The sequence below is a fragment of the Mucilaginibacter sp. GW821-FHT07G05 genome, assembly GCF_059418565.1.
In genome coordinates, this window is the sequence record NZ_JBWKQC010000005.1 from 292,308 (window position 1) to 317,395 (window position 25,088).

A 25,088-nucleotide genomic window follows, 5' to 3' on the forward strand; every position below is an offset into this window, starting at 1 on the left:
TATCGGGATGATTTAAGATTGCGTTGTTTTGGTAGATAATTGTTTAAAAATCTCATCAAGAGCCGTTTTGTCCAGATTGATCTCTCTTAAGCGCCAGCCGTTATGTACACTTTCTGCTACCAGCCTTTCGGTAATTTCCCGGTCGCCGATAAAATAAACGCGTGCCTGGCGTTCGGTAACAAAATCCACCCTGTCTACACCGGGTATTTTCAACAGCTCGGCTGCCGGAGGCGGGTTTTCCATGTGCATTAAGGCACTATGGGGTTCCACATAATTGTTAAAGGCATCCATGGTATCAGAAAAAACGATCTTACCATCGGCTATCATTTTGATCTCTTTACACAGCATCTGCACTTCCGACAGTACGTGTGATGAAAAAATAACCGCGTGTTCAACAGCAATTTCCTTAATCAGGGTACGTACCTCGGTAATCTGGTTGGGGTCGAGCCCGTTGGTGGGCTCATCCATTACCACCAGCTTGGGTTTGTGAATAATAGACTGCGCTATGCCTACCCGCTGGCGGTAACCGCCCGACAAGTTTTTGATCAACCGGTTACTAAAGTGCGATATGCCGCAGCGGTCTTTTGCTTCTTCCAGAGCGGGCTTTATAGCCATGGCATCCATTTTACGCAGTTCGGCCGAATAAATGAGGTACTCATCTACAGTAAAATCGAGATACAAGGGCGGGTTTTGCGGCAGGAACCCAATCTGTCGTTTGGCCAGTTCGGGTTGTTCGCGTATATCAACACCATTAATCAGCACGGTGCCCTCGGTTTGGTTTAATACACCGCACATGATGTTCATGGTGGTAGATTTGCCTGCGCCGTTTGAGCCAAGCAATCCTAAAATACCGGTGCGGTTTATCTCCAGGTTGATGTCGCGTATGGCCCAGCTGGTACTGTAGCGGTGCGATAGGTTTTTAATACTTAAAATTGAATTTTCCATATTGATTTTTTAAAAATGGGATACCCTGTCCGGGGTATAAATTATATCCCGGATGGTGATTTTAAAGTGTTTATGATTGGGTTTTACTGCTTAATGATAGCCCGGATTTTGAACAAGATGTGAGTTGAGTTGCAACTGTGCTTGCGGCAACGGATATAGTGCATAATTAACCTGCCAGTTGGCCAGTACCGCCGGGGCTTGCCCGTTTGCAGGATATTTGGTATCAGTGCTGGTTCTGTTTAAATCAAACCACCTGTTACCAAATTCAAAACATAATTCCGTTCGCCTTTCCTTTCTCACGGCGGCCAGTACAGCGGTTTGTGATGTTGGGTTAACCGTGCTGATGCCCAACCCAGCCCGGGCACGTATAGTGTTCACGTCATTTACCGCTTGGTTCAAATTGCCCAATTGGGCGGCAGCTTCAGCACGAATCAGGTACATTTCGGCAAACCTTAGCAACATACACTCCGTTGCTGGGCTGGTAGGTTGTAAATCTTTGTATTTAGCGGGGTAATATACGTTCTGCCCATTTACAACATTCACACCCAGCCAGTTTGTGAGGCGCATATCCCCTGCTTCAAACTGGTTTAGCAAGGAATCTGTCACTATGTAGTTAGGTATTGCATCAGTGGAGTAAGGAAAAAATTGGTTTGCATCGCCTGATCCCCCGTATAGATTTTGAATGGGCACCTGCCAAATCCCCTCGGCGCTTCCTACCAAAAACACATCGCTTATAGGGGTGGTGGTGATATCATACAAACCTGAATTTATCACCGAATCGGCTTCATTATAAGCGGCCTGCCATTGGCTCCGGTATAAATTAACTTTTGCCTGCAATGCTATCGCGGTATAAAGATTTGGACGCGCGTGGCCCGCCGATGGATAAGTAACCGGCAAAGCTTTAACGGCATCGTGCAGATCTGTTAAAATTTGAGTGTATACAGCTGCTGTCGATGCCCTGGGCAACTGGGCATTTACCTTATAATCGGTTGTGGTAACCAGGGGCACCCCGCCAAATATGTTAACCATATTAAAATAGCATAAAGCTCTTACCACTTTCATTTCACCTGTAATTTGTTTTACGAATGAAGCGGATAGGTTACTATTATCCGTTACTCCTGCAAGTATGTCATTGATTTGGTATATCTCCGAGTAAGGTGCTGTCCATAATTGTGTTATCTCTTCATTTATAGGGGTAAGTGTATAACTGTAAAATTGCGCGTTATCCCCATAACTATTAGTGTAGGCTACTTCATGGCCAGAAAGTGAAGTAGATGCAGTAAAGTAGCCATCGGTATAAGGCAGCCCATGCCCGCCAGGTGTATACGAATAAACACCTGCAACGGCCGAAATAGTTGTGGCGCTATCTGCAAATACCTGGTCGCGGGTAATTTGCGTTGGCGGATTAAGCGGTATTTCAATTAACTTTTTGCAGGATACAAGGGTACTTAGGGCAATTAATAAACCACCTGACAGTATTTTATTTTTATTAGAAAATATCTTTTTCATGATGATCATTGATTAAAATTTGAGATTTAAACCAAACGCTACAATACGCTGTAAAGGGAAACTGGTGAAATTACCGGGCTGTTCAGGATCACCAAATTTGTAGTTAGTAATGGTGAACAAGTTTTGCGCGTTGATGAAAATACTGGCATTCTTAACCTTTACTTGTTCAAGCCAGGCATCCGGCAATTTATAGGACAGCGCGGCGGTTTTAACCCTTAGGTAAGTATCAGTGGTATAGCCCCCGGATGATTGCGAAAACTTATAAGCGCTATTAAGGTATTGCGAATTGTAACTGCTTGACAGCCTTTGCAAGGTAGCCTGGGTATCGCCCGGCCCTGTCCAATACTTGCCAAGCACATAAGTAGGCAGGTTGCTCGCCATCCCCGGTGGGTTGCCATAAAGCGCCGCGATTGCATTAGGTTGCAGGCTGCTTGAAAACTGGCAGAAAACATACAGGCTAAAATGTTTATAGGTAAAATTATTACCAAAGCCACCCATAAATTTGGTTTCCCTGTTACCGATGATCACCATATCGCCGCCTTGAGCTACCGGCCTGTAATCGGGCGAAGACGATGCAGATCCATCGGCTTTGTAAAATTCAAATAAGCCGGTGGTTGGATTCACTCCCTTATACCGATAACCAAATACTACGGTAGTAGGCTGGCCTATTACGTATTGGTTGGTATAAGACGACGACTCCAGGTTAGGGAAGGCAATCAGTTTATTACGGTTGAAGGTGATGTTAAAATTGCTTGTCCAGATGAAATTTTTACCTTTTATATTGGTGGATGAAAATGTAAACTCCCATCCCTTATTTTGAACCAGCGCCGGCTGATTTTCATACACTGTAGCAAAACCGGCTTGCGCGGCCAATGGATATTCAACCAGTTGATTGCCTTCACGATCGCGGTAGTAAGTAGCATTTACAGAGAAGCGATTTTCGAAAAAGCCAAGATCAAGAGCTATGTTTAACGCTTTTTTAGTAGCCCATCTAAAATCGGGGTTATATAAGTTAACAGGTATGTTTTGTTTGATGCCCTGGAAAGGCGTTGTATTGCCGTATGGAAACGCGCTGTATAGTGCCTGAAATTTATAACCTACAGATGCATCGCTGCCCGTTGTTCCGTAACTGCCTGAGAGCTTACCGTAACTAATGAACGAAAGTGCTTCTTTAAACAGACTTTCTTCCGAAAATATCCAACCTGCCCCTACCGATCCAAACGTACCGAACTGGTTGCCAGGGCCAAAATTGCTGGAACCATCTCTCCTGCCACTAAATTCTATGATGTACTTTTGGTCGTGAATGTATTTCAAACGCCCAAACAAGGCCACATATTTGGTGAGGCCCGACACATCAAAAGGCGTTTGTGAACTGGCGCCGTTAATTGAATTAAGAAAAGCATCGTTAGAGTAACCGTAGGCCTGGGTTTGAAAAGCATAAGTGGTAGTTTTTTGATAAGTGCCACCCAGTAAGGCAATAAGCTCGCCTTTGCCAATTGTTTTATTGTAATTTATTTGTGGTTCAATATTAATATTTTGAGCGGAGTTATTGGCAAATGCCGCGCTGATATTGATATAAGTTGGATTTTGTGCGGTTGATGGGTTGATAGAATGTTCGTTACCTGTATTACGATTGTAACCCACAGTAGTGCCAATTTTTAACCCCTTTAAAATTTCGTAATTAAGGTTTAAAGAACTATTGAAATTGAAACTTTGAAGATCAGATTTTTGTAATAAACCGGCATAAAAGTTAGTATAGAAAGGCACACCCTTATAATTCCATACCAGTTTTCCGTTTTCATCTGTTAAATCGGGTGTATTAGGCGCTAATAACACGCTGTTTCCATATCCGGCAGCAGAATTATTTTGCTCATAGGTATAATCGGTAACGAGTGTGACGTTTAGTTTTCTGTTTGCCGAGCTTGTAGTTAAAGCACTGTGTAAGGTATATCGCTTATCGCCAAAGTTACCCGGGTAATTATAATTTGACCGTGTATAACCACCGGAAACCATGAACGTGGTACCAGCACTTCCGCCTGATACGCTGGCATGTATGTCGGTGTTATGCGTGCTGTTTCCCTGGATGATCTTTTGCCAGTTAGTGTATTTATTTTGATCATAAATGGTAAGATCAGGCGCGAAGCCACCGGAATAATCGTTTGGATCGTTATTAGGCGTTATAGAATCCTGGGCAAAAGCATCTCTCCTGAGTTGAAGATATTGCTGCGTATTTAATAAGCGTATCGGCCTGGCAACGGCGTTAACCTGGGAGTTTACATTCAGGTCGACAACTGTTTTACCTGCTTTTCCTTTTTTGGTGGTTATCAAAATAACGCCATGAGCGCCCTTTGTACCATATATAGCGGTCGCGTCAGCATCCTTAAGTATGGTAATGCTTTCTATGTCGCCTGGATTGATATTATTGAAAGCACCTATACCGGTAGCCTGATCGAGTCCTCCGCTAAAAGACTGCCCGTTTGCCAGATTGGACAACTGACTGATGTTAAGATTTTGCGGAGAAAAAGGCACGCCATCTACAATAAAATAAGGCTGATCATAAGGTTTAAAGGAAAGCCTGTCGGTAGCTAATGAATTTTGACCGCGCATCTGCACCAAAGTAGTAGAACCTGGTACACCATTCATGGCAGTAACAGAAAGCCCCGGTACCTGCCCCTGTAATGCCAGTAAAGGATTGGTTACCGGTTGTTTTCCTATAGCATCGGCATTCACAGTAAATACAGAGCCAACACTGAACCGCTTTGACTCTGTACCATAGGCAATAACCTGTATTTGATCGAGCGCGGAAGGCAATGTTTCCATAACCAGATTGAGGAAGATATTTTCACCCTCAACATTCACAAGCATTTCAAGCTTGTTATACCCCAGATAGGTAGCGGTTAAAAGGTAGCTATTGGGCGGTACACCCACAAAATTAAACTCCCCGTTTTCGTCAGTAATAGCGCTGTAAATCATGCCGCTTGTGCTAAAACGCACATTGGCACCAATCAATGGCCGCCCAAGGCTATCTATAACTTTACCCCTGATATCAGCATCAAGGTTAAGTAGTTTAGCTGTTTTATGCTGGAGGGTTGCCAAAATGGAGGGCTCTTTTTTTGTTACGCTTACAGATTTGTTATCTATTTTATAATCGAGCGGTTGACCATTGAAAATTACTTTAAGCGCATCACCAACCTCCATATTTTTCACATTGATAGTTACCAGTTTAGCAGCTTCAATAGTGGCGGTGGTGTATGCGAAATCGTAACCGGTTTGCTTACGAACCTGCTCAAATATGTTAGATAGTGACGTGTTTCGTTCGGACAAGGTAACCTTTTGCGCAAGCGAGCTCGCGCTTACCTGCATAAAGGCCAGGAACAGCATCAGGGAGGTTAATTTCATGAACAAAATGATTTTTTTTGCATAGCCAGGCGGCAACACAAAGTGTTCTGAGTAAATTTTGTACATTTGCTAAGTCAGGGTTGTGCGTTTCGCCTTTGAGTTTTCGAAGACAGGGGGCTAACGCGATTCTTAAATAGTTAATTAATTGTTTGAGCAATCTTTTCCGAAGTCATCCGGTTACCGCCAGATGACTTTTTTTATGCTCTTTTTTTGTAGAGATTATTTTACAACCGTAACCCTCCTCCCTTCAATTTTAAAGTGCACGCCTTTTGTGTTTTCTAATATTTGTAATATGGAGCTGATGTTTTTACCACGGCTGATTTGCGCGGTAAAATTTTCGGTGGTTACATTGCCTTCGTACTTAACCTCGATGTTATACCATCGGGAAAGTTCTTTCATAACGGTTTCGATATTATCGTTCTCGAAATAAAAGTCGTTGTTTTTCCAGGCTACATACCTATTGGTATTAACGGTTTTTAGATGAAGGCCGTCGCTTTGCTGACCAGGGTTCAGCAGGATATTATTCACCTTAACCTTACCTTCAACAAGGGTGGTTCTTGTTTCTTTTTCATCGGTATAGGCATTTACATTGAATATGGTACCGATATCTTCAATGGTTTGCTTTTGAGTTTGTACTTTAAAAGGATGCCGGGCATCATGCGTTACTTCAAATAAAGCTTCACCGGTAATTTTTACAATTCTTTCAGTACCTGAAAATGCAGTAGGAAAAGTTATTGATGATTGGGCATTTAACCAAACCTTAGTACCATCCGGCAAAATCAATGGAAAGGGCGATTGTTCGCCAATTGCTGTAGACAAGGTATTGTAGGCTGCTGCTGCTTTATTACTTATACCATTTGCGTAAGTAATTCCGTTGTTGATCTGTATGGTGGTATTTCCTTGTGCCAGCTGTTTATGCAATCCTTTTGTTAATAATATTTTTTGCCCGTTTGCTAAAGTTAACGTTGCCTGGCTATGGCCGGGAGCCACATCATTTTTGTAATTAAATTGGCCAAATTGCTGCTTTTGCATTAAATAATAACCACCAAAAGATATGCACAGAATAATTGAAGCAGCTACCGTAAACTTTGTCCATAGTGGCCTGGTGGAGTTTCCGGTAACACGTGTGGTAATTTTATCGTTGATCCTGCGCTCAATTAAGTTCTTAACCGTCTCGGCATCTCCTTGTTCAGCATCCCACTCGTTTACTGATTGAAATTTACTGAACCAGGCGTTATACAGACGGATGTCCTGATGACTGGCACTGCCGTCCCTTACACGTTCAACAATTGCTAAGAAATCTTCTTTTGTCATTTCCTTTTTCTACGGATCTTAAACCGCTTTCAACTGTAAGGCGAAAAAAGAGCAGCTACCCCCCAAAAGAATTTTAGAAATATTTAAAAAAATTAGAAAAGATTGAGGATGGATGTGTTTTATAGAAAAAAAAGCCATGCAGAAAAACTCCCAAGAGCTAATCTGAGCTTTTTTAATGCAATAGTAATTTGATTTTCTACTGTCTTTTCAGAAATGCCTAATTTTTGAGCAATTTCTCGGTTGGAAAGCTGCTCATTTCTGCTTAATTCGAAAATCATTCGTGCGCGCGGGGGTAATTTTGCGCTCATTTCTGCAATTACCAATTTCAGTTCCTTGATTTCGAGAGGATCTTCATCAAAAGATAAGTTTGCTGCATCCAATTCGTCCAAATTAACAAAATAAGCTTCCCGTACTTTGTTGGCACGTAAAAGATCGGTAACTTTATATTTAACAGCCGCCTTTAAATACGATGACAATGAGTTGATTTTCAGTCCTTTTCTATGATCCCATAACCATACAAAAACCTCCTGGGTAACCTCCATGCACGCTTCCTGATCGCGAAGCACATTCCATGCCGATTGATACATCGATCGCCAGTAACGGTTATAAAGTTCACTGAATGCACCGCGATCATCCTCCCCCAAGCGGGCAAGTAATTCCAGATCAGAAGGCGGGGTATAAACTGACATGCTGGCGTAATTTACAAAAAATTGATATTAAATTAAAATTGATAATAGCCAATATTATAATTATTCTATTATGGCATAACTGTGTTTAATTGAATATCGGGCCAACTCTGAGTTCAAAGAAAATCAGGGACATTATTGACCTCGTGGCATAACTCCGCATTCTCATTGCATAACCCGGCGCAGGTCAGTGTTGGGAAAATCAAATTATTGTCCTTTCGAACGAGGAGAAACTACGCTTTTGAGCGATAGCGAAAAATCTTCTTCGTCAAGCAATAGTAAACATGCATGGTGAAGAAGATCTCTCGCTACGTTCGCGTTGACAAGTGGTTTTTCCAACACCTGTCATGTTTATACTCTAATAAGGTAATTGATTATTAATTCGGCAGAGGCTTTACCATAATATCTTTATAATATACCACGCTGCCCGGGTCATGGCCCTGTAATGCGAAAGTACCACTTGATATTGCACGGCCACCTGCATTTTCTTTACCTACATTTTCGGGTTCGGTGTACTCCACTACGGTTTTGCCGTTAATTTTGATGGTTACATTCTTCCCCTGAACCATAATGTACTCTTCGTACCATTCATTGTCTTTCACATAGGTTTCCTTTACGTCCTTAACGCCGTATAAACTTCCGGTTCGTCGCCAGTCGCTATGCGAATTATTCACCTGTACCTCATATCCTTTATCCGGAAAGCCTTCCTGCTGAAAAGCGGTATGAAAATAAATTCCGGAATTGGCATTCGGCTTGGTCATCACCTGTGCTTTAAATTCAAAGTTTTTGAAATTGGCATCGTTTACCGAACCGGCATAAAATAAATGCGAGATGGGGCCTGCAACTTTTATTGCACCGTTTTCTACGCTAAATGTTTGCGGGTTTTGGTTCTTTTTCCAGCCATTCAGCGTTTTTCCGTCAAATAGGCTGATCCAGCCATCCGATTTTTGTTTCTTTATACTGGAGCAGGATAATAACATTAGCGCAATGGCAACAGGTGCAATTAGTCTTTTCATTTGATTGATATTTTATGCAGTGAAAATAACGTTATTCATGTACAATTCCACACAGATGTTTTTATAGATGTTCAGCAGCATTCGCTTTGCCGTTTTTAACTCCGTTTCAGCTATCACCCACCCGTGCCTGCACAGGAGTTGAACCATTATGTTTCTTAAAAAAAGTAGTAAAATAGGCGGGTTCATCAAAACCGAGGCCGCCTGCTATCTGCGATATGCTCCAGTCAGTGTGTTTAAGCAGCGCGTTTGCTTCTTTCAATACACGTTCGGTAATATGGCTGGTTGTCGTTCGGCCGGTAGCTTCTTTAACCGCGCGATTAAGGTGATTGGTATGTACCGCCAAAGCCTGGGCATAATGGTGCGCCGCCGTCAATTTTAAGGATTGCTCGGGCGAATCGATAGGGAACTGTCTTTCCAGCAGATCAAGGAATAAGGCGGTTATCCGCTCGGAAGCGCTGTTACTTTTACTATCCGCGCTTACAGGGGCTTTTTTTAGCGCCTCATGCATCAGGATATGCAGGTAATTGCGCAGCAGATCGTACTTACCCGGATAATCGGAATTCATTTCTTCCATCATCTTTTTCATTAGTGCCGAAACAAATGTCAGCTGCATTTCGCTTAAAAAAACAATATGGCTGCTGCCTGTCTTAAAAAGGACATAATCCTGCAATGGGCTCTGGTGTTCCTGCTGTTCAATAAATGCCTGGGTAAAGAGGCAAAAACAACCTTCCTGCGGCCCGCCTCCTGATTCCCAGGCAGATGTAACAGAGGGGCTGGAAAAAACTAAAGCCGGGCGGTCAATGATTACCTCATTATCCGCGTAGATCATTTTACCTTTGCCAATCACCAAAGCGATCTTGTAAAAATCGCGCCTGCTAAACGGGGTCCGGGTTTTGCATGGCTTCCGCAGAAAAACATTGAAATGCCCCTGCCCGGTATTGTCCTCCGAAAAAATAGCCTGATTAGGCACCGGGTGCCGCTTATAAAACTCCTCTAATGTTTCCAGATGCTGCATTAGGCAAAGTTAAGGTATTTGATTATTATAACACAAATTACATTTATCTGATTATTCGTAAGTTTCATGTTTGATTTTTATAAATTTCCGCTTGAATAGTATAAGTGACCGGTATCTGAACGAGCCTACATTTGCGGTATGGAAACCGGCTTTCGAAAATGGATCATTGTGGTCACCATTATTACTTCAACGATCATCGAACTGATCGATACCACCATTGTTAACGTATCAATCAATACCATGAGCGGCAACCTCGGCGCTTCACTGGAAGATACTGCCTGGGTTATTACCTCTTATGCCATCGCTAATGTGATCATCATCCCGATGACCAGTTTTTTGGCTGATAAAATAGGGCGCAAGCAGTATTATATCGGTTCTATCTTATTGTTTACGCTGGCATCTGCCTTTTGCGGTTTTTCGCATAATTTATGGGAACTGGTGGCCTTCCGTTTTTTACAGGGCATTGGCGGCGGCGCTTTATTATCCACTTCCCAATCTATCTTGTTTGAAACCTTCCCCCCAAAAGAACGCGCTACCGCGAGCGGCATCTTCAGCCTGGGTATTATTATTGGCCCGTCAATAGGGCCGGTAATGGGTGGTTACATTGTTGATAATTTATCCTGGCAATGGATTTTTTACGTTAACATCCCTATCGGACTGTTGGCTGCACTCCTATCTTACATCTACCTCAAGCCAACAAAAAGATCAGACGATGGCAGATCTATTGACTGGCTGGGAATATTTCTTTTGGCAGTGGGTGTTGGCACCTTGCAGATCGTGCTGGAGCGCGGGCAAACGGATGACTGGTTCGCGGCCAATTATATCATTGTATTAACTATTGTTTCTGTACTGGCTTTAAGCCTCTTGGTTTGGTGGCAATTAAAAACGCCCAACCCGGTGATCAATCTACGGGTACTAAAAAGCGCCACATTGTCTATTTCCGCTATCATGACGTTTGTACTGGGTTTTGGCTTATTTAGCGCGGTATTCGTATTTCCGTTGTACGCACAGCGCATTATCGGCTACTCGGCCTTTCAAACAGGTACAATGCTTTTGCCGGGCACGCTGATGGCGGCTATGATCTCACCTTTTTTGGGCAAGATGCTGCAAAGTGGCGTGCGCCCGCAATATCTGATCATTTTGGGTTTTGGCATGTCGGCAATCTTCGGTTATATGATGTCAAAATCAAACTTGCAAACCGGGGGCGCTTACTTTTTTATTCCTTTAATATTTCGCGGATTGGGTGCTGCCTTGCTGATCGTTCCGCTTACCGCGCTGGCCGTATCTGAACTCAAACCTGCCGAGATTCCGCAGGGAGCCGCGCTCAACAATATGATGCGGCAAATGGGCGGCTCTTTCGGTATCGCTCTAATCAATACCTACATCGCGCATCGCGAAGCTGCAAACCGTACAGCACTGATAGTACATGTAACGGCAAGCGATCCTTTAACCATTCAGCGCCAGCAATCATTTATCAGTAACTTGATGGCACATGGGGCAACCTATTTGCGTGCCTTGCAGCAATCCCTTGGGGCGTTGGAAAATATTGTTGTTCGTCAAACTTTTTTACTGAGTTATATGGACGCGTTCTTCTTGTTGGCTATCCTGAACGCCTGTTGCATTCCGCTGGTTATACTCACCATTAAGAAAAGGGCTGCCGTAAAAGCCGGCAAGGTGGAAATACCGGATGCACACTAATCAGGCAGACTGAGCGATTCACCGGGCATTCACAATTAATTTTGAAAAGTTTACATTTCGCTGCTTGAATGTTATCGTTTTCTGCCTGAACTTGCACACATGGAAATCGGTATAGATAGTTTTGCATCTGCCCTCTATGGTTCAAATGCGCTTACGCCCGTGGCGGCGATGGAACAGTTACTGGAACGCATCGCTTTGGCTGATAAGGTCGGGCTGCACGTTTTTGGTATTGGTGAACACCATAAAAAGTCTTTCCTCGATTCGTCAACCGCGGTAATTTTGGCTGCGGCCGCTGCACAAACTAAAAACATCAGGCTAACCAGCGCCGTTACGGTACTCAGCGCGGCCGATCCGGTTCGGGTGTTTCAAAGCTTCGCCACACTCGATCTCATCTCTAAAGGCCGGGCCGAAATGGTAGTTGGCCGGGGTTCTTCTGTAGAAGCTTATCCCCTGTTCGGTTTTGATCTGAATGATTATGATGCTTTGTTCAGGGAAAAGCTGGATCTGTTGTTAAAGATTCGTGATGAGGAATTTGTTACCTGGCGCGGTAAGTTCCGTGCAGCGCTGGATAACCAACCGGTTTACCCAAGGCCGGTACAGGAAAAAATGCCCATCTGGCTGGGTGTGGGTGGCACGCCGGAATCGTTCGCGCGGGCCGGCACATTGGGTTTACCTTTAATGGTTGCCATTATTGGCGGAAACACACGCCGTTTCAAGCCACTGGTTGATTTGTACCGGGAAGCCGGTGAGCGCGCGGGTTTTACAGCAGACCAACTAAAAGTGGGCCTCCATTCGCCGGGTTTTGTAAGCGATGATAATGAAAAAGCCGTTGCTGAATATTACCCCGGCTATGCCGAACTTTGGACCAGGCTGGGACGCGAGCGTGGCTGGCCACCTGTAACCCGGCAGCAATTCGACCAGCTCGTAGGCCCTGAGGGAGTGCTGGTTGTGGGCGGACCTGAACACGTAGCAGAAAAGCTACTGCACCATAGTGAAGCGTTGGGCGGTGTAGACCGGTTCACCTTCCAGATGGACAATGCCGGGCTGACACATGAGCAACTGATGCGTTCAATCCAACTCATCGGCGAAAAGGTTATCCCGCTGGTAAATTCTGCTAAATAATTATCTAACTGCGGAAAACTATATATGATCCCCACTTAAGGTCATAGCCGTCAACTTAAGGATTGATCAATAAAATACTCGCTTGAGAGAGTAAATATTACAGCGCTATATCGACTCACTCCGCAAGCGAAAAGAAGGATTTTATATTGGGGGAATTTCTTCCAAGCCCTATTTACGGCAAAGCCGCAGAAAGAGAGAGCGAAGAGTGAGTAACTATGTAATATTTTAGTTGATTTACATTGTCCTTTAATGTTGAAAAGTCAACATTAATAAAACAACCAATAAAAGCAGCCCCTACCCACATTTATGCAAATGTGCTGCTTATTAATGGCATGCCCGACAATTACCTATTTAAATAAATGTTAAATATTTTTACCAAAGTGAAAGAATATCAAATAATTAACCGTACCTTGCAAGCTTATTAATATTATTATAATGCAACAAGGAACAGTAAAATTTTTTAATGAAGCAAAAGGTTTCGGATTTATCACACCAAGTAATGGTGGAAGCGAGATCTTTGTTCATGTTACCGGTCTGATTGACAATATTCGCGAGAATAATGAAGTTAGTTATGACGTTGAAGAAGGCCGTAAAGGACCGAACGCAATTAATGTAAAAATAGCTTAATACACTATATAGTCATTTGGGGCATCTTCCTTTCAGGGAAGATGCTTTTTTTATAAATTATTTCCGCATCAAATTTAACAATTAACGTTTGATGTTACACTTAAACTAATATATGGGTAGATCCACAGAGACATTCACTAAAAAAGAGCGTGAAAAGAAAAAGCTCAAGAAACAAAAAGATAAGCAAGAAAAAGCCAACGACCGTAAATCTCAAGCGGTTAAAGGAAAAGGCTTGGAAGACATGATGGCTTATGTTGATGCCAACGGCAATATTACTTCTGTACGCCAGGAACTGGGCAACAGGCAAAATGTTTTAGCCGAAGATATCCAGATAGGTACGCCTAAACAGGAAGACATCGAAGTTGAAACGGTAAGAAATGGCATCCTGAATCATTTCAATGATTCAAAAGGATATGGCTTTATAAGAGATGTAAAAACGCAGGAAAGTGTTTTTGTTCATATTAACGCGATGACTGAAGAGATCAACCTGAACGACAAAGTTAACTTTGAAGTTGAACAGGGGCAAAAAGGGCTTACCGCCGTTAAGGTTAAAAAAGGCCATATTTAAGCGCATACCTATTCAATTTCATAGAAAGATAATTATGGATAACAACAAACAAACAGCGCAATACAAAGCCACAGAATATATCTATGAGTTAGGTAATGCTTCTGTGGAAAATGGCTTTAAGGCAGATGAACACTGGGAAGTGAAGATGGTTACCGCGAACGAGAAAAAAACACTTGAAAAGCAGTATTACCCGATCATTGTTTCCGTAATGGAAACTGATTTATTGGCCGCTACCTTCCAATTGGTTAAAACCAGGCTCAAACAAAAAATTGAAGAGGCACCTGTTCCAACCGATCGTTTCGCACCCAAACCCGAATACCGGTATATGATAGCCTTCAATCAAAACAGGCAGCGCAGATAAATTTCAGCATTGAATATAGGGCATTAAAATCGCCCTTTATTCTTCTTTCTCCCCCAGATTCTAACCAACCAAATTATCATAAACATCAACACAAAAGCCTTTAAAACAAGTGGCTAATAATTGCTATGTAATTTTATTTGTGTGGAAAAACCCGAACATCTGTATTGGCAGTAATAGCATGGCCGAGCAGTACCAAAGCCTCAGCTCTCAACGAGGGGTCGCCCTTGGTCATGGTATTTAAAAGCGCTCGCTTTTTCCGGAGATACTTTTCTTTTTTTTCGGTACTTTCATACAGGAGCGCCCAATTGATATTATAGATCAGATCGGCGTATTTAACCGTCTGCGCATCGGGGCTAATATGGCCCAGCCGCTCCGCTTCCTTCCGCTTTCGTTCTGCCTTGCTTAGATCAGGATATGTCTTTTTTGTGAATTTGTCTGTAAGCTCTGTAACACTATCGGTGATATGAACCACTTCTGCCTCCCCATATCCAAAGCCGGCCAGCACAATCATTAACTGCCCCGCGCTGATCTTTGTTTCTTCAAACAGATCGTGGCACAAACCTATTTCATAACCGAGCAAGGTTTTATTTCCTGCTTTTTCCGCTACAAATTCAAGGTGTTCAAAATATGGTTTGTTGGTATATTTGATCAACTGACCCGCATGCTGCTGTCTAACCCATTCCCTGAGCTGTTCTCTATCCACCATCAATCCTTTTTATCAGACGCTTTCACACAATTGGGCACTGTCTTACCGTCCTTCTTTTTAGTACCTTCTTTGTGGTAACCAGACCAGCAGGGGTCCTTCTTAGTTTTTTTTGCCATGATGTATGGATTATATGCCTGAATGATTCAATTATTGTTCCAAAAAACTAAAGCCCCCTCCTCCTTTAGCTGCCAATAAGTGTTACTGATGCCATCGGTGCTCGCGAAATCACTGGATCACAGGACAACACAAAAACTTTTCATTACGGATGAATTCCTCTGCTATCCAGTTTTAATTTTTGCAGATCCTGGCCATAGCGATTCAAATATTCAGCGTTAACCTCCGTGGCAAAAGTTTGCTCCTGATGCTTCTTTTGCGATTCTATCCGCCTCGACTGCAGGATAACGATTAAGATCTTCATCTCTTCGGACATTTTGGCCCTGGCCACAACATCGTGGTTTACAGCAGGCAGCGCAGCTAAAGCGGCAGCAGTTTTTTTACGTACCACTGCTACAGCGGCCTTATCCGGTAAGCCGACATATTGGTTAGCGGCCATCCAGCTCAATACCTGGTAGGCGGTCATAATATCCCCGGCATCGTTGTTCTTTAAATCTTAGCCCTTTGTAATTGTATTAAACGCGGCATCAAAATCATATTGCATAAAGGCTTGCCGGGCTTCGGGAATCTTCATCCGGGTTGTAAGGCTTTCCACTACCTGTTGTTTTACCTTCGCGTTTGGCCGGTAAGTAAGATGATAATTACCCGGAACGCCGTCATTTTCTTTGAGGTAATAATTTTTGGCGACCAGCTTATTAATGTGCCCATACATGTAAGCGTTGGTAAAGGAAGTGTTGTTTTCGATATAAGTGGACAGCATGTCCTGTGCGTGCGCCTGTTGTAACATTAGCGCCGACAATAAGAGCAGGATGCTTTTTTTCATCATAGCCGGTATTGTTCTTATACTTAGCTAATAAGCACCACAATTAGTTAATTGTTTTAACGCAAACTAAAATCCGCCTACCTTGTTCTTTTTCAATGCGTTGCTTGCTGCCCATATTTATTTGTACATTGATCGTCATCGTTGGTTGTAGCGAGCGGAAAGATCCTAATCAGAAAATGCGACTATCCGAAACGCGCGATACGCTGCCTGCGGCCATACCCGATAGTGCCGGTCATTTTACCAAAGTAGCTACAGGAGCTTTGCAGCCTTTACAACTGGTAGCGTTTGCACAAAAGCTCAAGGGCACACCTTATAAATACGCATCTACAGATCCTGCTAAAGGCTTGGACTGTTCGGGTTTCATCACTTATGTTTTTAATAATTTCGGTATAATAGTTCCCAGGCGGTCATATGATTTCACAAACGTTAAGCACGAAGTAAATATCAGGGATGCCCTACCCGGCGACCTGATATTATTTACCGGTACCGACGAGCGAGATAAAGACGTTGGCCACATGGGCATTGTTGTGCTGAATAATGCAGATTCTACTGTGTTTATCCATTCCACTTCGGGGCATCATAACAAAGGGGTTGTAGAAACACCTTTGAATGCCTACTATCAAAAACGTTATGTGAAGACGGTAAGGCTTTTTAATAAATAGATAATCGGAACCGCCTATAGCATTGCGGTTCCGATTATATTCTTTAGGCCTGCTCGTATCGTGCTTTAAATTCTTCCGCGAATTGCGCAAGCTTCACCTGGCCTGTCACCAGAGCGCCGGAAGCGAAAAAATCACGTGTGATCAAACCTGCTTTTACACCTTGCCCAAGTTCGGTTATCAGGCCGGCTAATTCCGGGGGCAGCCCTGCCGACAGCATACCTTGTTTTAGTTGCTCATCGGGGATGTTTGTCCAGGTTAAATCAGGCTTGTCGATCAGCGGACCAAACAAGGCCGCGATATCATTTCCGGTCGAGATATCGCTAACCACATATTTTACCTCGAAACCGTTGCCCCCGGCTTGCAATTCATTAGCTATAGCGGTCGAAAGATCTTCGTGATGAGTTAGCGCCAAACGCTCATCACCACTATAATTACTGCCAAACAGGTTAATGTTTTTTATGAGCGGAATATCCCTGAAAAAGTTGACATAGAAAAACCCTGACCGTAAAACGGTAACATTTACATCGTTCAGCTCACGGAAGATCTGCTCTACACGGTGCGTGCCCTGTACCGGCCCGATTCCTTTTTCAGCATCGGCACCCACGCTGCTAAGCAACACCACACGGGGCACGCCTACGGTACGGATAGCCTCTGCATAAGCATGCCCGGCATCTGCTATGTTTTGGATCAGGTTAGTCGCACCCATAGATGGTGGCATCATGGTGTAAACCGCATCCGCGTTTTTAAACGTTTCGGTTAAGAAATTAACATCGCTGATTGAACCTACAGCGGGTTTAGCGCCTAAAGCTTCAATTTCGGCCAGGCGATCTGCTTTGGTAGTAATAACGGTTACCTGGTGCCCTGCGGCAACCAGTTTTTTTACTAAGGGTTTGGCTACATTACCTAATGAGCCGGTTGTTGTAATTTTCATTTTTGATGTTTTTAAGTGTTGATGAAACTGCCTTAAACTGACGGCTTCGTTTTGTTATCTGTTTTATGGTAAATGATCAGTCCAGTACGGGGTAATCGGTGTAGCCATGTCCACCTGGGGTATACAAGGTCATGTAATCGACTTCGTTAAGTGATTCGTTTTTTTCCAGCCGTTCGATAAAATCCGGGTTAGCCAAAAAGCTCCTGCCAAAAGCCACCAGGTCCGCCTGCCCTTCCTGCAACTTCGCTTCTGCCGTTTCTGCGGTCAATCCGTTACAGTAAATCAGGGTATTCGAGAAGGTGTTACGTATTCCCCGGTGTGTTTTCTCCGGAATAGCCGGACTGTTGGAAATATGCAGATAAGCGATACCTAAGCGGTTCAATTCGCCGGCAAGGTGAACGTAAGTTTGATGCACCTCAGCTTCATCATAAGCGGGCATATCGCTCAATGTAGAAAATGGCGAAATACGCAGCCCAACCTTATCTGCGCCAATGGCACCGGCAATTTTTTCCGCTATTTCTACTGTTAACCGGCTGCGGTTTTCTATGCTTCCGCCATAATTATCAGACCGGTTATTGATATGGGGATTTAAGGATTGTTCGAGCAGGTAACCATTTGCGCCGTGCAACTCCACGCCGTCGAACCCTGCTTTAACGGCATTTTCCGCGGCTTTAACAAAATCTTTTATTACGCTTTGTATACCTTGTGCATCCAGTGTTACAGGCACCGAATGTTCCTGCAAGCCTGCACTATCTGTAAATATTTCTCCGGCTGCTTTAATATCAGATAAACCTACGGGCTGATAACCTTCCGGTAAATTGGCTACATGAGCTACCCTGCCGGTATGCATCAGTTGCAAAAAGATCTTTGATCCGCCTTCGTGCACCGCCTGCGTCACCGCTTTCCAGCCTTCCACCTGCTCATCAGAAAAAATACCGGGAATACGTGGGTACCCTAAGCCCTCCGGACTTGGTGATGTACCTTCGGTAACGATGAGACCGGCGCCGGAACGCTGTTTGTAATAAGCGGCCATCAGGTTGTTAGGGATATTATTCAAGGCCCTGCTACGGGTCATGGGTGCCATTACTACATGGTTCTTTAATTGTAGCTTGCCTTTGGCATATGGCGTAAGTAATTTTTTCATTGCTGTGTATCTTATTTGTACATAGCAAAGTTGCGGGTATAGCGGGTGCTATAATAGCGCAAAAAGGCACAAAAATAGTCCTATACGACAGGCTATAAATGGAGATTATAGTTAAAACAACTAAGAGGAAGAAGAAAAGCGTTTCGGTTTTAGGCCGTAATGCTTTTCAAAGAGCCTGCTAAAGTGGCTGAGATTAGTAAAACCCAGTTCATATCCTACCTCGGCCACAGAACGCCTGCCCTGCTTTAAAAGAAATGCCGCTTCCTCCATCCTCGCCTGCTGAAAATAATTATAGATGCTGCTACCAAAGGTTTGCTTAAAAAGCTGCTTTAGTTTGGTTTCGCTCATGGCTGCGATGTGTGCCAGTTCACCCAACACAGGGGGCACGCTAAGGTCGCCGAGAATCTCGTTACGGATATGCAGCAATCTTTCCGCGTCGGCGCTATTGATATTTTGATGCGTGGTGCTTTCACGCTTGGAGAGCTGGTGAAAAAGCACATAGAGCAACTCCTGCACTTTGATCTGCATATAAAAATGGCTTAAGCTGTCGTCCATATTCAGGCTTGCCATGTTTTTAAGTAGCAGTTTTGTTTCTGCAGTCATACTTTCAAAAAACAGAAAAGAGTTACCGCTGCTGGTAATGGTTTGCAGTATGGTATTGGGCTTGCGTAACGTTAACATCGATTTTAACCGGGGTACCATCACCCCGATCACCACGTAACTAATTTTGTGCTTTGCAGGAAAACGGATAGTTGAGCTAAGATCGTTAGAGGTTACCTGAACGGCCGAATCATCCCGTTGCGAAAACAACACATTTGGGTTGTTGTCAAAAGCGATTTCCAGCGACTGCTCATTGCTGTAAAAAAAGATAGTGATCAGGTCATTGCCACCTTCGAAACAATTCCGTTTAATAATAAGGTCTTCTTTAAGCGTATAATGATGCAACGTGATCTTAAAGTCTGTCCCAAAAGCAAGTCTGCGGATATACCCTTGCCCCAAAGCTTCGGGTATCAACATTGTATCATTATCTACAGGCACACCTACATGGCGTGCGAACTGCGTAAGAAAATCAAAATCGGCTGTTGCTGAAAAACTGAATATCATTACACGAATTTATTCGGGATTTATGATGGCAATGTACAACTATGATCCGTTATATTTAAAACAGACGGATGAGCCGATACCGACGAAAACATACAGCTGCAGTCACCTCCAACCCATGGTACAACTGTCAGATCATATTAATCTCACTCCAGCAAAGCGGCCACCCTGGCAGAAAAATCGGCATTATCAAAAGGTTTATAAATTACCTCATCTGCACCGTAATTTCCTAAAGAAGTAAGCACATTCGGATAACCCGAGACAATCACCACCGGAATTTGCCGGGTCAACGGGTTGCACTTCAACTGGCTGCAATACTCACCACCATTGATCACTTCAAGTATATAATCAGTGATCACCAGGTCCGGTTGCTGTTCCAGTACGGTACGGACAATATCATCCGCTCCCGCAATACCGCTAACCTTATATCCATCCTTTTCCAATATCGCTGTCATGATCTCCATCATATCAGTATCGTCTTCAATAATCAACAAATGTTTATTTTGAGCCATGCCTGTAATTGTTCCGTCTCGCATAGCAAAAACCGTGCGAAACTTCTCATACGATAACACAGGCAACTCCATTTTGTGAGTTGAACTTGGAATCCAAAATAGCTGCGACTGTAACAAGATGACTACTTACTGACCCTCACAGCAATCTATCCCCCCTTTTACTTTACAAAAAAGCTACCCTTAGCATTCAGTAAACCCTCGGATTGCGCATCTATGCTAATATTCCCTGTTGTTTTACCAGCCTGAATAATTAACTGGCAGTGGCCATTAAATAGTTTCCGTTTCCAGTTGCCATCGGCACATTTATCATCTTCGTGGCTGCTTGGGTCGCCGTTGCCAACGCCTATAATTTTCGCGTCGCCGGTTAAGTTAAATTTAACCAGGCTCATCGCATCCGGCACTTCAAGTCCATTTTTATCTAACACACTTACATTAACTACTACCGCATCCCTTCCGTCAGCCGTCAGCACTTTTTTTGATGGCGATAATTTTAGCTGGTATGGGGCTGCCGTTGTTTTTACCTCGCTTGTTATCTTTTTGCCGCCCCTGTAGGCAACTGCCTTTAGTGTACCGGCCTGGTAAGGCACATCCCATTCCAGATGGCTATTACGTTTCATCACCTTTTTACCAAGGCTTTTACCGTTCAGGTAAAGCTCCACATTATCTGCATTGGAGTTCACCCATACGTTGATCTTTTGTCCTTCTTTACCCTTCCAGTTCCAGTGCGGTGAAATGTGCAGTACATCTTCGCCCTTCCACCACGATTGATAGTAGTAATAAATATTCTTTGGAAAGCCACACACGTCCATCATCCCGAAATGCGAACTGATGTTGGGCCATTTATAAGGCGTTGGTTCACCGCGATAATCAAAGCCGGTCCAGATGAAACCGCCCAGCCAATAATCGTTTTCGGCTGCTAAAGGCCACCATTCTTCGGCCTTGCTGGCCCACCATGGCGCGGTAATATCCTGATCGGGCAGGTAGGCGTTCACGGTATCCTTTAAATAAATGCCCCTTGTAGTAACGGTGCTTCCCATTTCGGTACCTATAATAGGTTGCTGCGGATGGTCTTTATGGTAAGCTTCAACAGCAAATTGCCTGTAATTGAAACCCCGTACCGGGATAACTTCATTTACTCCGGTAAATACATTGGCCAAATCAGCAGCATAAGTGCCGGTTCGTGTAGGGTCGAGTTGTTTTTGTTTGGCAAGCAAGGTTTGCGCGATCCGCTTACCGTAACCATTGGTTTGCGCGTAACCTTCCTCATTCCCTATCGACCATAAAAATACGCTGGCATGGTTCCTGTCCCTTTTTAGCAAACGCTCAAACTGATCCATATATTCGGCACTGCTGTTCAGCAAACGCTGCTCATCAAGTACCAGCATCCCTAAACTATCGCAGGCATCAAGCAATTCGGGAGTGGGCGCATGATGACTTGCACGATACGCGTTAGCCCCCATTTGCTTTAATAAACCAACACGGTAATATTGTAAATAATCGGGCAATGCGCTTCCTAAACCGGCATGATCCTGGTGATTATTGGTACCTTTTATTTTGATGTGCTTACCATTAAGGAACACGCCATTCGGCCTGATATCTACAGTGCGAACACCAAAGCGAATATCTTTTTCATCGGCAACTGCATTATTTATCGTAACAACCGGCACAATATGGTACAAATAAGGTTGCTCTATAGACCATAGCATAGGATTATTGAGCTCTACCTGCTGCTTTACCGCAACGGCTTCGCCATTAAGTACATCTATTTGTTGTGCTGATGTTTGAGCGATAGTTTTACCTTCCCTGTTTTTTATCAGCGCATAAAAACCGGCTTTTGCAGGCTTAAGACCTTCGTTTTTTATACTAGCTTCAATATTTATGGTGGCTTTAGCACCATTTACCTGTGTGTATACAAAAGCATCATCGGCTATATGTACGTTATTGTAAGTGTTAAGCCAAACGTTACGGTATATACCGGCACCTTCGTAAAACCACCCCTCTGATTGCGTGGCATCAGCTCTCACAACCAATACATTTTCTTTGTTGAAGTTAACGTAATCGGTAATATCGGCTGTAAAACTTACATAGCCGCTTTGGTTGGCAGCAATATAAAACCCGTTCAGCCAAACTTTGGCATCCCTAAAAACACCATCAAACGTAATACTGAAACGTTTACCCGAATCGGCCGCGGCAATTTTAAACTTTTTACGGTACCATCCTATGCTATTTTCCGGGAACAAGCCTCCTATCGCTTTATAACCATGATCCTTCAGATCGTCGTTATCCTTATAAGCAAAGGGTAATTCTACAGCCCAATCATGCGGTAACTGAACTTTACGCCAGGCCGAATCAGCAAAATCGACAGCTATAGCGGTCTTTTCGGCCTTGCCGGTTTTAGCAAAAATATTGGCTATACCGTAATTGAAATCTTTAGTAGCATCGGCTGCATGGCCCAAATGAAACTTCCAGTCGTTGTTAAATAGTTCACGTTTCCGGTTTTGCTGCGCAAAGCATGATAACGAAAAAAGCAGTGTAATGATGCAGGTTAAACTGCGCAGTAAATAGTTCATCAATGTTTAATTATTTATTTAAGCGGATATCTTCAACAGCAATCGAATACTCTTTTTTGGCATCGCCACTAAGTATAAGCTGTACTTTTTCAATATTCTTAAGCTCAAGCGACTGCTTACCCTCATAGCCAAATGTTAATGCCTGAAAACCGGGATAAGGGCGCGGCAATAACACATATTTATCACGGCTGAAAGTATTCAACGGCACTGTAATACTACCATTGTTAAGCTCAACCCTGGCGCTGTAGGCATTGGCATCAGCATCAATAAGGATGATTTTGGCAGGCATAACATTAGTCGATTCCGCTTTTATGCTGATGCTTTTAAACTGACCGGGGTTTTGTACCGTTAGCTTATCTTTTACAAAAAGTTCCAGCCCGCCGTTGAGGTTAGTGGAAGATGGCTTATGTGTAATTTTTAATAAGGTATTTCCATTGGCACCTTTTACATATTCGTAGCTGTCGCCTTTCCAATCGGGCGAGTAAACAGTAACCGTTTTACGGTCGGCAGCGGCATTATATAAACTGAGGCTGCCATCCGCCGACACATCCTGAGCTTTATTGCTATTATTCGTCGGCGTAACGTTATCTTCACCCTTCACATCGGGCGCTTCGTATTCGGCCAAACCGATATAACCGATCATTAATTTGCTATCAACAGGTTTTAGATTGCCCTTTTGCAACATGTATGTCCCCGGTGATATAGTAAAGCTGTTTGCCGATGCATTGGTATGATAGCTGTTCCCTTTATTTAGTGCCGCCACCTTAAAAGAGCTACCCAAACCCGACAGGTTGATAATTATCTGATGGCTGGCATTAACAATGCCGGTAACCTTTTTATCTAAAGATGTTTGCTCAAACGGATCGCTTATTTTAACGGCATCAGGCATCACCTCCAATCGCCAGCTACCATTTGGCAGCTTATCCAGGAAATACGCGCCTTTACCGTCGTACTTCACTACCGGCGAGGAACCCACACCTGCTATATGCTGTAATGCAGAAACGTTCACCGGGATTGTAGATGTATTGTTAGAATAATAAAATTCCGCTTTGGTATTCATTTCGCTAAGCTGTTGTTTATAGCTTACCCGGAACGCTCCGAAAATGGTATCGGCAGGGTAAGTACCGTAAGATTTAAATGCCGGGATTGTCCTAAAAGCTTTACCCGCTATCAGTAAACTTATCGCCTTTGATGGGGTATAAATTAAATTAAGGTAATGGGTTTGATACTCTGTGTTGGCAAAGGCCGTACCCAGCGGATCGTAAGCGAATTGTGTAGCCCATTGAAAGCCTGTCTTTTTAAAGCTGCGTGCCATGGCCGGGTACATATATGGCTGCATTACATCGCCCGCGTCAAACTCATACACCATGCGGGCCTTATTTTTAAACTGTGGAATGGTATCAAACGGAATTACATAATTATCTACCTGCGGCAGCAAATTCCCCTTTTGTTCGTGTCCCGATACCAGCCCTGTTGGGTACCATTGAAAACTGAAACCGTTCACTTTTGATTTAGCCACGGCATCAGCATACCAGGGCGATTCGCTGATATTATAAAATACAGGTTTGTTCCATCCCGTACTTTTTATAGCGGCCATCATGCGGTTAATGTATTCTGTCGCGCGTTCTTTTGGCCCGCTGTGGTGCGGCTCGTTATTTATTTCGGTAGCAATTACAAAGGCATCTGCCGTGTACGTTTTTTTAGTATACGGATTAACGTGTTTAAAAAACTGTTGCAAATAACGTTCCTGCGCTTTAAAGGCTTTTTCGTTCACCACGGCGGCATCCTTACCATATATATCGCTGAAACTGCCGGTATGTTCATCCTTATCCGGGTAGCCGTTACCCCAGAAAGCAATTGGCGTGATAATGATGCGGATACCGCGCTGCTCCAGTTTTGATAACAGGTAATCAAATAAACGCAGGTGTTCATTCTGTTTTAAATTACCCAACGAATCGGTGATCTCGGTATCCCAAACGTGTACCCTGAAAGCATTGATGCCTAAACGGGCCAAATGGTAAACATCGCGGTCAATAGCCTGCTCAATATTGATGTTTTGCGTTTTGTGCGAACGGTAGCCATAGGCAAATGGCAATGTATAATTAACACCGAAATAGCTGCCTTCACTCTTGTCTTTGCTTAGCCTGATGAAGCCTTTGCCGTCAACATAAATTTCATTTGCATTTCTACCTTGCTGAGCATAAGTAAAACACGGAACGGAAAACAAAACGACTAATATTAAAACAGTTATCTTCATTGATATAG

The 25,088-nt window shown here is 43.5% G+C and carries 22 protein-coding genes; 6 read left to right on the forward strand and 16 right to left on the reverse strand.

Translation table 11 applies throughout. The features are described from left to right. Positions 1–12: 12 nt before the first annotated feature. The 7 genes from AC07NA_RS14930 to AC07NA_RS14960 all read right to left on the reverse strand — a co-directional run bounded on the left by AC07NA_RS14930 (position 13) and on the right by AC07NA_RS14960 (position 9,884). Positions 13–945 (reverse strand): ABC transporter ATP-binding protein, encoded by a 933-nt coding sequence (locus AC07NA_RS14930; RefSeq protein WP_494898368.1) that lies wholly within the window; start codon positions 943–945, stop codon positions 13–15. A gap of 90 nt (positions 946–1,035) precedes the next feature. Next, entirely contained in the window at positions 1,036–2,454 is a 1,419-nt protein-coding gene (locus AC07NA_RS14935; RefSeq protein WP_494898369.1) for a RagB/SusD family nutrient uptake outer membrane protein, read from the reverse strand. A gap of 12 nt (positions 2,455–2,466) precedes the next feature. Next, positions 2,467–5,853, reverse strand: coding sequence for a SusC/RagA family TonB-linked outer membrane protein (locus AC07NA_RS14940; RefSeq protein ID WP_494898370.1), 3,387 nt, complete (start codon positions 5,851–5,853; stop codon positions 2,467–2,469). A gap of 219 nt (positions 5,854–6,072) precedes the next feature. Continuing rightward, positions 6,073–7,167, reverse strand: coding sequence for a FecR family protein (locus AC07NA_RS14945; protein ID WP_494898371.1), 1,095 nt, complete (start codon positions 7,165–7,167; stop codon positions 6,073–6,075). Positions 7,168–7,286: 119 nt separating this feature from the next. Continuing rightward, on the reverse strand, positions 7,287–7,856 hold the full coding sequence (locus AC07NA_RS14950; RefSeq protein ID WP_494898372.1) for an RNA polymerase sigma-70 factor: 570 nt from the start codon (positions 7,854–7,856) through the stop codon (positions 7,287–7,289). A 374-nt stretch (positions 7,857–8,230) separates the two neighbouring features. Beyond that, on the reverse strand, positions 8,231–8,869 hold the full coding sequence (locus AC07NA_RS14955) for a 3-keto-disaccharide hydrolase (protein ID WP_494898374.1): 639 nt from the start codon (positions 8,867–8,869) through the stop codon (positions 8,231–8,233). Positions 8,870–8,975: 106 nt separating this feature from the next. Next, positions 8,976–9,884 (reverse strand): helix-turn-helix domain-containing protein, encoded by a 909-nt coding sequence (locus AC07NA_RS14960; RefSeq protein ID WP_494898375.1) that lies wholly within the window; start codon positions 9,882–9,884, stop codon positions 8,976–8,978. Between the two features lie 138 nt (positions 9,885–10,022). Here AC07NA_RS14960 and AC07NA_RS14965 point away from each other — a divergent pair, with 138 nt between their 5' ends. From AC07NA_RS14965 to AC07NA_RS14985, 5 genes are all read left to right on the forward strand, one after another. Then, positions 10,023–11,582 (forward strand): DHA2 family efflux MFS transporter permease subunit, encoded by a 1,560-nt coding sequence (locus AC07NA_RS14965; RefSeq protein WP_494898376.1) that lies wholly within the window; start codon positions 10,023–10,025, stop codon positions 11,580–11,582. Positions 11,583–11,681: 99 nt separating this feature from the next. Then, a complete protein-coding gene (locus AC07NA_RS14970; protein ID WP_494898377.1) occupies positions 11,682–12,704 on the forward strand; it encodes an LLM class flavin-dependent oxidoreductase in 1,023 nt (340 codons plus the stop codon). A 435-nt stretch (positions 12,705–13,139) separates the two neighbouring features. Then, a complete protein-coding gene (locus AC07NA_RS14975; protein ID WP_345211335.1) occupies positions 13,140–13,331 on the forward strand; it encodes a cold-shock protein in 192 nt (63 codons plus the stop codon). Positions 13,332–13,443: 112 nt separating this feature from the next. Next, positions 13,444–13,899: a cold-shock protein gene (locus tag AC07NA_RS14980; protein WP_345211336.1), complete on the forward strand. Its 456-nt coding sequence runs from the start codon at positions 13,444–13,446 to the stop codon at positions 13,897–13,899. 34 nt (positions 13,900–13,933) lie between these two features. Then, the gene (locus tag AC07NA_RS14985) at positions 13,934–14,260 is read left to right on the forward strand and encodes a hypothetical protein (protein WP_494898379.1); all 327 of its coding nucleotides are present in this window, start codon (positions 13,934–13,936) and stop codon (positions 14,258–14,260) included. 133 nt (positions 14,261–14,393) lie between these two features. Here the strand turns inward: AC07NA_RS14985 and AC07NA_RS14990 are convergent, their stop codons facing one another. The 3 genes from AC07NA_RS14990 to AC07NA_RS15000 all read right to left on the reverse strand — a co-directional run bounded on the left by AC07NA_RS14990 (position 14,394) and on the right by AC07NA_RS15000 (position 15,906). After that, positions 14,394–14,966, reverse strand: coding sequence for a hypothetical protein (locus tag AC07NA_RS14990; protein ID WP_494898381.1), 573 nt, complete (start codon positions 14,964–14,966; stop codon positions 14,394–14,396). Positions 14,967–15,225: 259 nt separating this feature from the next. Next, positions 15,226–15,546 (reverse strand): hypothetical protein, encoded by a 321-nt coding sequence (locus AC07NA_RS14995; protein ID WP_494898382.1) that lies wholly within the window; start codon positions 15,544–15,546, stop codon positions 15,226–15,228. 30 nt (positions 15,547–15,576) lie between these two features. Then, positions 15,577–15,906 (reverse strand): hypothetical protein, encoded by a 330-nt coding sequence (locus tag AC07NA_RS15000; protein WP_494898383.1) that lies wholly within the window; start codon positions 15,904–15,906, stop codon positions 15,577–15,579. 173 nt (positions 15,907–16,079) lie between these two features. Between AC07NA_RS15000 and AC07NA_RS15005 the strand changes: the two genes are divergently transcribed. Further along, the gene (locus AC07NA_RS15005; RefSeq protein WP_494898384.1) at positions 16,080–16,565 is read left to right on the forward strand and encodes a C40 family peptidase; all 486 of its coding nucleotides are present in this window, start codon (positions 16,080–16,082) and stop codon (positions 16,563–16,565) included. A gap of 43 nt (positions 16,566–16,608) precedes the next feature. Here AC07NA_RS15005 and AC07NA_RS15010 read toward each other — a convergent pair whose 3' ends face one another. The 6 genes from AC07NA_RS15010 to AC07NA_RS15035 form a co-directional block, all read right to left on the reverse strand. Next, positions 16,609–17,496 carry an NAD(P)H-binding protein gene (locus AC07NA_RS15010; RefSeq protein ID WP_494898385.1) on the reverse strand — a complete coding sequence of 296 codons (888 nt, stop codon included), beginning with the start codon at positions 17,494–17,496 and terminating at the stop codon, positions 16,609–16,611. Positions 17,497–17,572: 76 nt separating this feature from the next. After that, complete coding sequence (locus AC07NA_RS15015; protein WP_494898386.1) at positions 17,573–18,640, reverse strand: alkene reductase; 1,068 nt, start codon at positions 18,638–18,640, stop codon at positions 17,573–17,575. Between the two features lie 120 nt (positions 18,641–18,760). Beyond that, complete coding sequence (locus tag AC07NA_RS15020; RefSeq protein ID WP_494898387.1) at positions 18,761–19,744, reverse strand: helix-turn-helix domain-containing protein; 984 nt, start codon at positions 19,742–19,744, stop codon at positions 18,761–18,763. 143 nt (positions 19,745–19,887) lie between these two features. Next, positions 19,888–20,253 (reverse strand): response regulator, encoded by a 366-nt coding sequence (locus AC07NA_RS15025; RefSeq protein ID WP_494898388.1) that lies wholly within the window; start codon positions 20,251–20,253, stop codon positions 19,888–19,890. Positions 20,254–20,411: 158 nt separating this feature from the next. Continuing rightward, positions 20,412–22,823 carry a beta-galactosidase GalA gene (gene galA, locus AC07NA_RS15030; RefSeq protein ID WP_494898390.1) on the reverse strand — a complete coding sequence of 804 codons (2,412 nt, stop codon included), beginning with the start codon at positions 22,821–22,823 and terminating at the stop codon, positions 20,412–20,414. Positions 22,824–22,833: 10 nt separating this feature from the next. Continuing rightward, positions 22,834–25,080 carry a cellulase family glycosylhydrolase gene (locus tag AC07NA_RS15035; protein WP_494898391.1) on the reverse strand — a complete coding sequence of 749 codons (2,247 nt, stop codon included), beginning with the start codon at positions 25,078–25,080 and terminating at the stop codon, positions 22,834–22,836. Positions 25,081–25,088 lie beyond the last annotated feature (8 nt).